At 52.8% G+C, this 13,621-nt stretch carries 11 protein-coding genes; 9 read left to right on the top strand and 2 right to left on the bottom strand.

All coding sequences use genetic code 11. The features are described from left to right. Positions 1-4,535: SprB repeat-containing protein (locus MRY86_RS10675; RefSeq protein ID WP_293571431.1), on the bottom strand; the 4,535-nt coding region annotated here is incomplete at its 3' end. Between the two features lie 352 nt (positions 4,536-4,887). Between MRY86_RS10675 and MRY86_RS10670 the strand changes: the two genes are divergently transcribed. From MRY86_RS10670 to MRY86_RS10650, 5 genes are all read left to right on the top strand, one after another. Beyond that, the gene (locus MRY86_RS10670; RefSeq protein ID WP_293567867.1) at positions 4,888-5,439 is read left to right on the top strand and encodes a DUF177 domain-containing protein; all 552 of its coding nucleotides are present in this window, start codon (positions 4,888-4,890) and stop codon (positions 5,437-5,439) included. Positions 5,440-5,478: 39 nt separating this feature from the next. Further along, the gene (gene rpmF, locus MRY86_RS10665; protein WP_044222668.1) at positions 5,479-5,673 is read left to right on the top strand and encodes a 50S ribosomal protein L32; all 195 of its coding nucleotides are present in this window, start codon (positions 5,479-5,481) and stop codon (positions 5,671-5,673) included. Positions 5,674-5,777: 104 nt separating this feature from the next. Next, complete coding sequence (locus MRY86_RS10660) at positions 5,778-6,161, top strand: RidA family protein (RefSeq protein WP_044223170.1); 384 nt, start codon at positions 5,778-5,780, stop codon at positions 6,159-6,161. A gap of 10 nt (positions 6,162-6,171) precedes the next feature. Then, the gene (locus MRY86_RS10655; protein ID WP_293567871.1) at positions 6,172-6,693 is read left to right on the top strand and encodes a hypothetical protein; all 522 of its coding nucleotides are present in this window, start codon (positions 6,172-6,174) and stop codon (positions 6,691-6,693) included. 6 nt (positions 6,694-6,699) lie between these two features. Next, positions 6,700-7,224 (top strand): DNA-3-methyladenine glycosylase I, encoded by a 525-nt coding sequence (locus MRY86_RS10650; RefSeq protein ID WP_293567873.1) that lies wholly within the window; start codon positions 6,700-6,702, stop codon positions 7,222-7,224. 81 nt (positions 7,225-7,305) lie between these two features. Here MRY86_RS10650 and nhaD read toward each other — a convergent pair whose 3' ends face one another. Beyond that, positions 7,306-8,712, bottom strand: a complete 1,407-nt coding sequence (nhaD, locus tag MRY86_RS10645; RefSeq protein ID WP_293567875.1) for a sodium:proton antiporter NhaD — start codon at positions 8,710-8,712, stop codon at positions 7,306-7,308. A 149-nt stretch (positions 8,713-8,861) separates the two neighbouring features. Between nhaD and dusB the strand changes: the two genes are divergently transcribed. From dusB to MRY86_RS10625, 4 genes are all read left to right on the top strand, one after another. Further along, positions 8,862-9,857, top strand: a complete 996-nt coding sequence (dusB, locus tag MRY86_RS10640) for a tRNA dihydrouridine synthase DusB (protein WP_293567877.1) — start codon at positions 8,862-8,864, stop codon at positions 9,855-9,857. Positions 9,858-9,874: 17 nt separating this feature from the next. Beyond that, positions 9,875-11,296 carry an HD domain-containing protein gene (locus MRY86_RS10635; RefSeq protein WP_282781250.1) on the top strand — a complete coding sequence of 474 codons (1,422 nt, stop codon included), beginning with the start codon at positions 9,875-9,877 and terminating at the stop codon, positions 11,294-11,296. An 87-nt stretch (positions 11,297-11,383) separates the two neighbouring features. Next, the gene (locus MRY86_RS10630; protein WP_293567880.1) at positions 11,384-12,703 is read left to right on the top strand and encodes a sugar porter family MFS transporter; all 1,320 of its coding nucleotides are present in this window, start codon (positions 11,384-11,386) and stop codon (positions 12,701-12,703) included. 11 nt (positions 12,704-12,714) lie between these two features. Then, positions 12,715-13,593, top strand: coding sequence for a carbohydrate kinase (locus MRY86_RS10625; RefSeq protein ID WP_293567882.1), 879 nt, complete (start codon positions 12,715-12,717; stop codon positions 13,591-13,593). The last annotated feature ends 28 nt before the right edge of the window (positions 13,594-13,621 follow it).

The following is a 13,621-nucleotide window of genomic DNA, read 5'->3' as shown; positions in this document are numbered from 1 at the left end:
TAAAGCGTACCGTTCACCGTAAGGCTCTCGCCCGGGCAGAGGGTTTCCACAATATTGTTCACCACGGCATTTTCAAAAGAAAGGTCAATGCTGATCAGGCTGTCGCAGCCATTCACCGTGCCATTCGGGACCACCTCGAAGCCGCTTGGGTTCCCCTCGTCGTAGACCGTGCCGTTGACTGTCAGGCTACTGCCCGTGCAAAGCGTTTGGACAACAAAATTGGTATCTGCCGGGAAGAAATCGATCATCACCACGACAATGGAATCACAACCCGATACAGCAGCAGCGGAAAGGGTATCTGCCCCCATTGGATTACCCGCATCGTAGAGTGTACCATTTACGGTTAAAGTTTCACCAGGGCACAAAGTCTCGGAAAGGGTATCTCTAACCGTAGGCTGCACTACAATGGTATCCTGCAGCGTCAACGTATCGGCGCAAATTGCATCAGAAATGGCGCCAAACTGCCAGATAAGATCCTGCAGCTCCGCCAGGGAGTCAGAAGGGCAGAAAACTACTGTAGTGTCAGCGGCAGTGCTGAAGAGGCTGAAAGAAAGGGTGTCTAACCCAGAGCGCACCATATAGGATAAATTAAACGGTGGAGTGCCGGTGAAGCTAAAGTCCACATCCACACAGCTGCTTTCGCAAATGGTGTCCATTGCAGGCATGACCGACAATTGCGGAGCGAGGTTCAGGGTGTCAACGACCACCTCTCCTTCTGCCTGACAGCCAGTCCCATCCGTGACCGTGACCGTATACGCCCCGGGCAATACGCCCGTAATGGAGCTCGCCATAGTCATATTGCTCCAGCTGTAGGTGTAATTCCCATCGCCGCCCGTCACCGTAAGGGCTACAGCTCCGTCAGATGCATTCGGGCAGGTCGCGCCCTGTACATCAAAATCAAAATTCAGCGCACAATCCGGTGCAGTAATAGTAAAGGTACAGGTAGCTGAGCAGCCATTATCATCCGTTATGGTCACACTGTAAGCGCCCTGCGGAAGGTTGTCGATTAGTACATTGACATCGCTGGTACTCAGGTTACCGCTGGCAGGGCCGCTCCATTCTATCAGGAAAGGGGCTGCACCACCCGTGATGGCTACACTTCCAATACCATCCGCGTTACCGAGCCCCGAGGCTGGCGTATCTTCCGCACAACTCAGCACCGGCTCATCGGTAATCGTAAGCTCAAAGGACACTTCGTCACTGCAAATCGTATTGTCATCATAAATATAGAACGTCCCAGCTGTAGTCACCACCTCACCCGGCGCATAACCGGTGCCGGTGCCATTCGGTCCGGTAAAGTAGGCTGCGGAGGTGGTCAGGTTATTTCCATTGATAGCCGGAAAAGTATAAGAAGCGCAAGCCGACTGATCGGACAGAGGCGTAATCTCAATGCCGGGCACAATCGTCACCAGTAAGGAGGTTTCATCAAAACACCCGGGCGTGCCTGCATACACATACAGCAACTGACTGTTGGTCACCGATTGACCGGGCGTGAGGATATTGCCGGTGGCATTGGGGCCTGTGTAGTAAAAAGCATTGGAACCTATGCCGGTCCCCTGAATGGGCGGCAGCGTATAGCTATCGCAAGCCAGCACATCCGAAACCGGAAAGACGACCGGTGGCTCTTCGATAATCACTTCGAGGGTCTCCTGATCGTCACAGCCAGGTATGCCATCGTATAGGAACAAAATGCCGGAGGTGGTGACCAATGAACCCGGCGCAAACTGTTGCCCGGTACCATTAAAGCCTGTGTAGTAAGCCTGATTGCCAGTCAGCCCGGTGCCGGTAATGGCAGGGAGGGTGTAGGGCCCACAGCTGGTTACCGGTGACGCGGGTGGGAAGATATCCGGTGCGGGTGTGATGGTCACCAGAAAGGATACTTCATCTTCGCAGCCCGGGGCAGCACTATCGTAGGCATAGTAGGTGCCGGAAGCAGTAATCGTTTGCCCGGGGCTGAAGGAAGCCCCTGTACCATTGGGGGCGCTGTAGTAAGCCGCGCCACCGGACAGGTTGGAGCCTGCAATGGGCGGTAGGGTATAGCTTCCACAAGCGGTCACCGGAGTAATCGGATTGATGACCGGCTGAGGAGTTAGATTGAACGTGACTTGTACAGGATCGCTTTCGCAAAGTCCGCCAGAGGCCGTTGCCCAAACGCTACCGCCACTGACGGCCGGATAAGCCGATGGATTCCCAACCGGGATATTCGCCCCCGCATCCTGATACCAGTTGACGGTATTGCCCGGACTGATTTGGTTGTCGTATACCGTGAGGTCAATCGTACCACCCGGCACTTCGCACGCTGTAATTGGAGGTATAGGGTTGGCATCGGGCGTAAACTCAAAGGTCAGGGTCACCGGGACCGTGGCGGACTCGCACCCGCTGCCATCTGTGACTGTCGCGTAGATGGTTTGTGTAGCTCCGGAGGCAATCACCGTAGGGATATAAGTTGCCAGATCAATTTCGTTGGTACCGGCCGCATCGAGATACCAAGTGATGGCTTGCCCCGTACCGCCATTAATTTGGTTAATAATGTCGGTCAGGTTGTCCGTCCATAAAGGCGGAATGACGCTCTCAATGCATACCAAAATAGGTCCGCTGGGCGGATTCGGCGTAGGACCGGCATTGACCGTTACAGAAGTCGTTGCGGCGGCAGCACAAACACCAGGATTGGGTGTAAAGGTCAGGGTGTTATTGCCGGTGTTTGCCTGAGCAGGATCGAAATTACCACCTGCTACGCCGGGGCCGGACCAAGTGCCTGAAATGCCACTTTGGGTGTTCGGCAGTGGGATAATGGCATCGCTGGAGCAGAAGGGCCCACCAAGATTATCAAGAATGGGTATTTGCTCTGGCTGCACCTCTACCACCACTGTTGCAGAACTGGCACAAGCGCCCGGCACCGGATCGAAAGTCAGGGTAATCGTACCCGTCCCTGCAGCGGAAGGCGTAAAGGTATTGCCGCCGGAGACACCCGGGCCGTTCCAGCTGCCGGAGACACCATTAAAGGTAGTTGTGAGTATAACCGGTACCGAACTGCTTTCGCAGAATGGGCTTCCGGGTGGAGGCAATGGCGTATAGACCTGCTCGGGCTGCACGGTAACGGTAGTTGTGGCGGGGGCCGTACAGCTCCCACCACCAGACGGCGTAAAAGTCAGTATTGTGTTCCCTGTACCAGCTATTGTCGGATTGAAGCTATTACCGCTCACACCATCACCAGACCAGGTACCGCTCACTCCGCTTTGTGTAGGCGATAGCGACAGGGGGCCATCCAGAATACAAACCGGACCTACCGGGGTCAGCGTGACGGGCGTACCCGACTGCACCTCGATACTAAAGTTGTAAGATGCGGCGGTCAGACAGCCCCCCCCGGAGGGCGTAAACGTGATGTTATTGCTGCCAATATTAGCACTGCCTGGGTTAAAGGTACTGCCGCTCACCCCTGGGCCCGACCAGGTACCTGCCACACTGGGGTTGATGGCTAAGGGGACCGCCGGGTCCGTATCACAGAACGGACCGGTGGCGCTCGTCAGGGTGATGTCCTGGGCGGGATTTACGGTCACCTCTACGGTAGCAGTGTTTGCACACTCACCGGGATTGGGCGTAAAGGTCAGGGTGTAGTTACCCGGACCAGTGGCTGGAGCGTTGGGGTCGAAGGCATTGCCGACTACACCGGGGCCGGACCAGGTGCCATCGATGCCAGATACGTTTACCGGAAGGTTATAGTCTGCTGCTGTTTCACAGATAGAGGGCGGAGTTAAAACATTTGGATTCGTTGCTGCTGCTACGTTAACAACAATAGAAACAGGAGAAGCACAGGTGCCAGCGTTTGGGTTAAATGTAATTCCATAAGAACCCTGACCAATTCCGGGGTTGAATTGGTTACCTGAAACTCCTGGCCCTGACCATGTTCCAGGTACTCCATCCTGAAGTCCTGGTAGAGATTGTGAGGGATCGCTCTCACAATAGGGTCCCAGAGGTTGTAATACTGGAAAGTCTTCTACACATTCTATTGTTACATTGGAGAATGTAACTGACTCTGCGCTTGCCCAGGTTTGAGTGTAAACTTCTATACCTACATTTGATGCCATACCACTTGCACAGTAATCAAATGTAATAGTACCTGACTGTTCCGCATCGGTAGTTCCAGCATCACCAATTACATCAGAGTAAACCTCCACCCCATCTGCAAGAAAAATGACGTAGAGGAAGTCCCAACAATTGTCACACCCATCTAAAGCAGGCGTATTTAAATCCCCCGCACATCCGCCATTAAAGGTGCATTCATCAGCAGATTCCATATTTCCACTCCCTTCCCAGTCATCTGAAAAGCTATAGTCAACACTATATCTAATTGTACCGCAGGTACCACTTGGCACAGGACCGTAATTATCTGTAGTTACAGCATCCGTATTGTTATAAGTTGTCCCCGGATCAGATAATAAAACCGTGGTTTGGCCTGATGCAATATTGGTGGCCAAAAGCCCCAATAAGACTAAGATCACTGATAGTTCAGATAAGCTCCGAACACTAAAAGTCATGCTTTCCATAATCAAGATTAGCCCTTCGCACAGAGGAAGGAGGTCATTTTATGCAGTATTAGTTTGGGGTGTTGTTGCTTTATTAAAGGAGTGCTGCGAAAATAGGCATTAATCGCAAGCGTCACAGCCCAAGCGGTGTTAACTACAAATTAATTAACCAAAAGGCACTTAAACAACCCACTGTCCCTTTTTGATTGTCTGGGGTTTTCCTTACCTTAAAATCGAAATACACTGGTGCATTTCAGTAGATATTTTTTTGTTTTTCAAGGGAAAAACTTACCTTTGCATCCGCTTTTTACTGAATGACGCAGGACCAGGCAAAAGAGCTGGTACTGTTAAAAAGCCAACTGACATGGATCCGCTAATCAATTTTTCAATCCCCTTACGTGGATTGCACGAAGGTATCCATCAATTTGACTTCCAGATTGATCGCGCGTTCTTCGACGCATTCGAAAATGCCCCTATAGGTGAAAGCCAGATTCAGCTCAACGTTGAACTGAACAAACGCCCCGGGCTGCTGACTATCCACTTTGACTTTGAAGGGACAGTAGATACCGAATGTGACCGCTGCCTGGCTCCAATCAGCCTGCCCATCGAGGGCGAACAGCAACTGATTGCCAAGATCAGCGAAGTGGTCGAAAACGAAGTCGTTCAAGATGAAGACGACCCGGACGTGATCTTTATCCACCCGGAGCTGCCCAAGCTCAATCTCGCACCTTTCGTGTACGAGTACCTGTGCCTGGCTCTCCCCATGATTAAGATTTACGACTGTGACTCGGATTCGCCACGCCCCTGCAATGACGAAATGCTCGACCGCCTCGGCGCCGCAGAGGACCTGACCGAAGAAGAGCCTACGACCAATCCGGTCTGGGACGAATTGAAGAAACTGGGCAACAACAATTAATAAATTCAGGGCTGTAATGCCTTTCAAAATGTTATAACGATGGCACATCCTAAGAGTAGAATCTCAAAGCAGCGTAAGCACAAGCGCAGAACGCACAAGAAAGCGAAAATGCCTAACATCGCTACCTGCGCAACGACTGGTGAAAAGCACCAACTGCACCGCTCGTACACCGACCTGGACGGCAACGTGTACTACCGCGGCAAGATGCTCATTAAGGCAGATATCGAAGAGTAAACAGCCCGGGGTTTTAAACCCCTCCGGCTTTATCTAAGCTATACCATAGAGCTCCCATCCGAATGACGCGATGAGGAGCTTTATTGGTTTCACCTGTACCCACTATGAAAAAAATCATTCAGACCGACAAAGCGCCTGCACCGGTAGGCCCATACAATCAGGCGATTATCCACAGCGGTACGCTTTACATTTCCGGACAAATTGCCCTCGACCCTGCAACGGGCGAACTGGTGACCGGTGATATCGAAGCCGAAACACGGCGGGTCATGGAGAACCTCCGGGCAATCCTGGCAGAAGCAGATCTGACCTTTGAGGATGTCATCAAATGCAGCATCTTCGTTTCGGATATGAACAACTACGGCCGGATCAACGAAGTGTATGCCACTTATTTTGATGAAGCAACCGCTCCTGCCCGGGAATTAGTGGAAGTCGCTAATCTCCCAAAATTTGTCAATATTGAAATTTCCGCCATCGCGGCATTTGACTAAAACCTACACCATGAAGACTGCACTCCCCCTTTTTGCATTCGCCTTATTGCTGTACAGCTGCAATCCCAAATCCGGCACTTCTTCTGCCGCACCATCGGAAGACACCGTCCCTCAAACGGAAGAAGAACTGGCAGACCGCATGATCACCAAGGTGAAGCGCATCGTAGATGCCACTGACGAGCGCCTTGTCACAGTGGAGCCCATCGTGGATACCCTCCCTGCTGAATTGGGCATGGTGAGCGGACGCATCATCAAGCTTTGGCTCGAGAACGAACAAGCCACTAAACTGACCGTAACGGAGCCTGATGATAGCGGCCAAATGACCGGTCTGTCCACTTTCTATTTCGCCGGGCCAGACTTATTCTATGCTTCTCAGCCCTTCGCCCACTTTATTTTCATTGGTGGCAAACTGGAATACTGGACTGACGAGACCTGGCAGGTCAACCCTGTCAGCAAGGACATCCTCGATGCCCGTGAAGGCTACCTTTATGATGAAGCGAACAAATACATGAGCTGGTTCTTTGGCAATTAAACCATTATGGCTTCCTATTGCGAATTTGTGCGGGACCTGCCCCCAGGCAACGTCCACCGGCAGTACCACGACCACCACTACGGCTTCCCACTGACCGACGATAACGAGCTGTTCGGCAGGCTGATCCTGGAAATCAATCAGGCCGGGCTGTCCTGGGAGCTCATTTTGAAAAAAGCCGACAACTTCAGAGCGGCTTACGCCAATTTTGATATCAACACGGTAGCGGGCTTTACAGATGAAGACCGGGAAAGATTGCTTCGGGACGCGGGCATCATCCGCAACAAGCTTAAGGTAAATGCCGCCATTCACAACGCTCAGCAAATCCAAAAGCTGCAGGCAGAATTCGGCAGCTTCAAAGCCTGGCTGGACCACCATCACCCCAAGCCTAAGGCTGATTGGGTTAAGCTCTTTAAAAAGACCTTTAAGTTTACAGGCGGAGAAATCACCGGCGAGTTCCTGATGAGCACCGGATATCTGCCCGGGGCGCATGATATGGACTGTCCGGTGGGGCAGGCGCTGGGTAGAAAGTAATTTTCTTGCGGTTTTACCAACAAAAAAGCGCTGCCAGAACAATCCTGACAGCGCTTTTTTGTTGCCTTGACCGAATACGGTCTAAGACAGCAGCGGCACCATCAGCAGGAATACCACAGCTCCCGCCAGGAAGCCAACCAAAGCCAGCCACGCGATCTTCCTGAGGTACCAAATGAAGTCGATACGCTCCATGCCCATCGCAGCTACACCTGCTGCCGAGCCGATGATCAGCATACTACCACCGGTACCGGCGGAGTAAGCGATGAAGTGCCACAGCTTGGAGTCTATAGGCATTTCGTACATACCCATAGAGGCAGCCACTAGCGGTACGTTGTCGATAATCGCAGAGGCGAAACCGAGCAGTATGACAACCACGTCCTGATTTGGAATGACCCGGTCCAGCACCTCTGCCACGTACCGGAGCGTACCCACCTGAACTTCTGCACCATCACGGATAACCGTAGCGTAAACCAGGCTTTCCAGGGCAGCGACTGCCATCAGGATACCGAGGAAGAACAGGATACTGGACATTTCAATCCGGGACAGGGCTTTATGGGCCGAGTACATTTCCCGCCGGGAATGCGAGAAATCCTCTTCCGGGTGGATATATTCAGAAACCAGCCAAACCACTCCCAGCGAAAGCATCATACCCAGGTAAGGGGGCAGGTGCGTAACGGTCTTAAAAACCGGGACAAACACGATAGCACCCAGGCCCAGGAACAACATGGTACGGCTGCTCAGTAATTTGCCCGCTTGTATATTTTCGTCAACATCAAGTGTAATATCCCCCCGGAAGGGCTTCATGAAGTAAGCCGCAATTGTAAACGGCACCACAAAACAAGCGATAGAAGGGACCACCAGGAATTCGATCAGGCCACCTGCCGACACCTTATTGCCAATCCAGAGCATGGTCGTTGTTACGTCACCAATTGGAGACCAGGCACCGCCTGCATTTGCTGCAATAACAATGAGGGCTACAAACCAAAGGCGCTCCTTCTTATCGGGTACAATCTTGCGCAGCAAGGTCACGAGTACGATAGTTGCGGTAAGATTATCGATAATGGCAGAGAGGATAAACCCGAGTATTCCTACAATCCAGAGCAGCTTCCGTTTACTCTTGGTCTTTACGTAGCTTTTCAACACCTCAAAGCCCCGGTGCAAGTCGATAATTTCCACAATCGTCATCGCACCAATCAGGAAGATGAGAATTTCTGCGGTTTTACCTAAATGATGGAGCAAAGTGTTGTTAAAGCCTTCTTCAGCAAGGTGGTGCCCCTCGCCGTGGGCATCGTGCGCACCAACCAGGCTGTAGATATGCTCGTGGGTGTCAACAACCGAAAGCAACCCGTAGTGAAAGCCCAGCGCCAGCAGCGCCCAGGCAACTGCCGCCATGATGAGCGCGGGTACGGTTTTGTCAAGTCGGAGTGGATGTTCAAATACGATGGCCAGGTAGCCAAGGAAAAATACCAGGATAATTGCCGAATCCATAAAAGGTTAGTTGGTTCTTAGTGTGCGTAAATTTAGGATTTTCTTTTGAGCCTCCGGCCATAATCCTGAACTTATTATTACCCGGTATCGTTTGTCGAAACGGGCAGGAATTACGTATTTTTGCAGGCTGTAGCATTAAAGGCAGAAAGATGGTAAAAATTGGTGATGTAAATATTGGTGAATTTCCGCTTTTGCTAGCTCCCATGGAGGACGTTAGCGACCCGCCATTCCGGGCGCTTTGCAAGGCTCAGGGCTGCGACATGATGTACACGGAGTTCATCTCGGTAGAGGGGTTGATCCGCGACGCAGACAAAAGCGTGCAAAAGCTCGACATTTACGATTATGAGCGCCCGATCGGCATTCAGATCTTTGGAGCAGAGCACGATTCCATGATGCGGGCAGCGGAAATCGTAGAGGAAGCCAAGCCAGAAGTGCTCGATATCAACTTCGGTTGCCCAGTGAAAAAAGTCGTCTGCAAAATGGCAGGCGCTGGCATTCTACAGGATATTGACCGCATGGTCAAACTGACCGATGATGTCGTCAAATCCACCAGCCTGCCTGTTACGGTTAAGACTCGCCTGGGCTGGGATGACAATACCAAATACATTGAGGAAGTGGCTGAGCGGCTGCAGGATGTAGGCATCAAAGCCCTTTCCATACACGGGCGTACCCGCAAGCAGATGTACAAAGGCGAAGCAGACTGGTCGCTCATCGGCAAAATCAAGGAAAATCCACGTATCCACATCCCTATTTTTGGGAATGGCGACATCGACAGCCCGGAAAAAGCGAAGTTATACCGGGAACGCTACGGCGTGGATGGCATCATGATCGGCCGGGCAGCCATAGGCTATCCCTGGATTTTCCGGGAGATCAAGCACTACTTCGCTACCGGTGAGCTACTGCCCCCACCTACAGTAGAAGAGCGTGTGGCTGCCGCAAGAGCCCACCTTGAGCACTCCGTTTCCTGGAAAGGGGCAAAGCTTGGCATTTTGGAAATGCGCCGCCATTACACCAATTATTTCCGGGGCTTCCGCAACATCAAAGAGTACCGCAAACGCCTCGTCACTGAAGAGAACCCGGCTGACCTCTATGCTATTCTCGATGAAATTGAAGCCGTTTACGGCAACGAAGAAGCACTGGTCTAACCCCAAAATGCAATCCATTGGTTTTTAATATTGAGCCACACGAGCGGAAAATATTTGAGCTGATCAGCAAGGCTGCTACGGAACTGGGTTTCCCGGCTTACGTGGTCGGCGGCTACGTCCGGGACCGCCTGCTGGCCCGCCCTTCTAAAGACATGGATATCGTCTGTGTAGGCAGTGGAATAGATTTGGCACGCGCTGTTGCCGGGCGCCTCCGACCTATCCCCCGGGTAACGGTCTTTAAGCGTTTTGGCACTGCTATGCTCAAGCACCGGGATATGGAAATCGAATTCGTGGGTGCCCGCAAGGAATCCTACCGCTCCGATTCCCGCAAGCCTACTGTTGAAGAAGGCACCCTGGAGGAAGATCAAAACCGGCGCGACTTTACCATCAACGCTCTGGCGGTCAGCCTGAATGAGCGCGACTACGGCTCCATAATCGACCCCTTCAACGGGCTGGAGCACCTCGAAGCCAAACTGATCAAAACCCCGCTGGAACCGGGCAAGACCTTTTCTGATGACCCCCTGCGCATGATGCGCGCCATCCGCTTTTCCACCCAACTGGGCTTCACCATCGACCCGGAAACGCTCAGCGCCATTGAGCAGTACCACAGCCGCATCAGTATCGTATCCAAGGAACGGATCACCACGGAGCTCAACAAAATCATACTTGCGGACAAGCCTTCCATCGGCTTTAAGCACCTCTTTGACACCGGCCTGCTTCAAAAATTCTTCCCCGAAATGGCAGCTCTGCAGGGTGTGGAAGTCCGCAACGGCAAAGCCCATAAAGACAATTTTTACCATACCCTTGAGGTCCTGGACAACCTCTGTGTCAAGACCGACAAACTCTGGCTGCGGTGGTCGGCTATCCTCCACGATATCGCCAAGCCGCCCACTAAACGCTTCCACCCACAGCATGGCTGGACCTTCCACGGGCATGAGGCACTGGGCGCGAGCATGGTGCCCCGTATTTTCAAGAAACTGCGCCTGCCACTCGACCACAAGATGAAGTACGTGCAGAAACTGGTCCGCCTGCACCTGCGCCCTATTAGCCTCACCAAGGAAAACATCACTGATTCTGCTATCCGCCGATTGCTGTTCGAAGCCGGGGATGACATCGACGACCTCATGCAGCTCTGTGAGGCCGACATCACCTCTAAGAATCCGAAAAAGGTAAAGCGCTACCTGGAAAACTATGAGATGGTACGTGAGCGCCTGCAGGAAGTGGAAGAGAAAGACCACCTCCGCAACTGGCAGCCCCCTATTTCCGGAGAGACCATTATGGAAACCTTTGGCATTGCCCCTTCCCGGGAAGTGGGCATTATCAAAAATGCGATCCGGGAGGCGATTTTAGATGGGGATGTCAGCAACAACTACGACGAAGCCTATCAGTTTATGCTCAACAAAGGGGCAGAACTAGGTCTGACGGTAGCTAACCAATAATAAATTGGCGCAACCCCAATCCAACCCCGATTAAATTTTCTTATACTGCATTCCCAAAATTATCCGGGTCTATAATCAAAGCAGTGTATGAAAAACCAAAACGTTATTTTCTGGTCCTTTACTGTGGCCCTTGGCGGCTTTTTATTTGGGTTTGACACCGCCGTCATTTCCGGGGCAGAAGGCGCTATCCAAAAGATATGGGGGCTTAGCAATACTATGGTCGGGCAGATGGTCGCCATGGCGCTGTACGGCACGGTTATCGGTGCCCTTTTAGGAGGCTGGCCTGCCGAGCGCTTTGGCCGGAAAACCAGCCTCTTCTGGATTGGCGTGCTTTACCTGATTTCTGCCGCCGGCTCGGCCCTTGCCCCTGATGTCTACAGTCTCATGTTCTTCCGCTTCATTGGCGGGCTGGGCGTGGGTGCCTCCTCCGTAGTGGCCCCCATGTACATCACCGAGGTGGCCCCCAAGGAGCAGCGTGGCCGGCTGGTCGCCTTTTTTCAGTTTAATATCGTGCTGGGCATTATGGTCGCCTATGTCTCCAACTGGCTCATCGGCAGTGGCTCCTGGCGGCTGATGCTGGGTGTGGAAACTTTGCCGGCCCTCGCTTTTGTCCTGCTTATCCTGAAAGTACCCCGCAGCCCGCGCTGGCTGGTGGTCAAACGGGATGCGCACGATGAGGCCCTGGAGGTCCTGCAGCGCATCAATCCGGAAACAGCGAAGCAGGAACTGGCTTCTATCGAGCACGCACACGAAAATGCCCGGGCCGGAGGGCTCAGCGCCTTCCTGTCGGGTATCTATAACCGCCCTATTTTGCTCGCATTCCTGTTTGCTTTTTTCAATCAGGTATCTGGCATCAATGCCGTGATTTACTATGCTCCGCGTATCTTCAAGCTGGCGGGGCTGGAGGAAAGTGCCGCCCTGCTGGCGAGTACAGGTATTGGTACGGTCAATCTCGTTTTCACCCTCATCGGTATGTCGCTCATTGATGGTTTCGGCCGTCGCAAACTGATGTACATCGGTTCCCTGGGCTACATCATTTCGTTGTCCGCAGTAGCTTATGCCTTCTACAGCGGAGTATCCGGTGGATATACGGTGCCGTTTTGGCTGTTTGTATTCATTGCCTCCCACGCGATTGGTCAGGGGGCGGTGATCTGGGTGTTTATTTCTGAGATTTTCCCCAACGAGGTGCGCAGCTTTGGCAACTCCCTGGGCAGCGGCACCCACTGGGTCTTTGCCGCCCTCATCGCCGGCACGTTCCCTTATCTGACCGGGGTGATGGAAGAATATGCCATTTTCGCCCTCTTTGCCGGGCTGATGGTCTTACAGTTATTGTTCGTAGCGTTTATGATGCCCGAAACCAAGGGCGTTTCCCTTGAAGAGCTGCAGGAACGTTTGATGAAGAAATAACCTTACATTCTATGAGTATTGTCAGCTTTGGAGAAGTACTTTGGGATATGCTGCCTGCCGGCAAAAAAGCGGGTGGTGCACCTATGAACGTAGCCTTCCACCTGCGGAATTTTGGGTTTCAGACCCAACTCATCAGCCGGATCGGGCAGGATGCGCTGGGCGAAGAACTGAGAGCTTTTCTGGATACCAAGGGGATCGACCACAGCCTGGTACAGGAAGATGCCGAACAGCCCACGAGTACCGTTCAGGTCACCCTGGATGAAGAGGGGCATGCCTCCTATGAAATTGTAGCGCCTGTAGCCTGGGATTTCATCACTGCTTCTGATGCGGCAGCGCAAGCGGTATCCGAAGCAGAAGCCCTGGTCTTTGGCAGCCTGGCTGCGCGGCAGGGAGGCACGCGTGCCACTTTGCTGCGTTTGCTGGAGCGAGCCACTCTGGCCGTATTCGATGTCAACCTACGCCCGCCCCACTATACGCCCGAACGCCTGAGGGAACTGCTCAGCCGTGCCCACCTGGTAAAAATGAACGAGGAGGAACTTGCCATTATCGCCGCATGGTATACCGATCAGACCGGAGAGGAAGCTCAAATGAAGGCCATTCTCGAAGCCCACCAACTGAAGGGGCTAATGGTAACCAAGGGCAGCGATGGTGCCGCTTGGATGGCCCCGGATGGCACCTATTTGCAGCAGCCCGTATTTCCGGTGAAGGTAGCAGATACCGTAGGCAGTGGCGATGCGTTCCTGGCGGGCTTCCTCAGTCAGTACCTGCAACAAAAACCGTTGCCGCACTGCCTGGAATTTGCCGCCGCCGCAGGAGCCCTGGTAGCCACCCGGGAAGGCGGTACGCCCAACCTGTCGCCCAAAGACCTTGATCTATTCATGGCCCGCTAAACCTGAAGTTATGTATCGATTACTATCA

The sequence above is a fragment of the Phaeodactylibacter sp. genome (assembly GCF_022763345.1).
GTDB lineage: Bacteria > Bacteroidota > Bacteroidia > Chitinophagales > Saprospiraceae > Phaeodactylibacter.
Note: the sequence above shows the minus strand (reverse complement) of the source record. Positions and strands in the feature narration are given on the sequence as shown.

Coding starts and splice junctions, on each gene's coding strand:
- MRY86_RS10670 (WP_293567867.1), top strand. CDS start 4,888: ATGGATCCGCTAATCAATTTTTCAATCCCCTTACGTGGATTGCACGAA.
- rpmF (WP_044222668.1), top strand. CDS start 5,479: ATGGCACATCCTAAGAGTAGAATCTCAAAGCAGCGTAAGCACAAGCGC.
- MRY86_RS10660 (WP_044223170.1), top strand. CDS start 5,778: ATGAAAAAAATCATTCAGACCGACAAAGCGCCTGCACCGGTAGGCCCA.
- MRY86_RS10655 (WP_293567871.1), top strand. CDS start 6,172: ATGAAGACTGCACTCCCCCTTTTTGCATTCGCCTTATTGCTGTACAGC.
- MRY86_RS10650 (WP_293567873.1), top strand. CDS start 6,700: ATGGCTTCCTATTGCGAATTTGTGCGGGACCTGCCCCCAGGCAACGTC.
- nhaD (WP_293567875.1), bottom strand. CDS start 8,712: ATGGATTCGGCAATTATCCTGGTATTTTTCCTTGGCTACCTGGCCATC.
- dusB (WP_293567877.1), top strand. CDS start 8,862: ATGGTAAAAATTGGTGATGTAAATATTGGTGAATTTCCGCTTTTGCTA.
- MRY86_RS10630 (WP_293567880.1), top strand. CDS start 11,384: ATGAAAAACCAAAACGTTATTTTCTGGTCCTTTACTGTGGCCCTTGGC.
- MRY86_RS10625 (WP_293567882.1), top strand. CDS start 12,715: ATGAGTATTGTCAGCTTTGGAGAAGTACTTTGGGATATGCTGCCTGCC.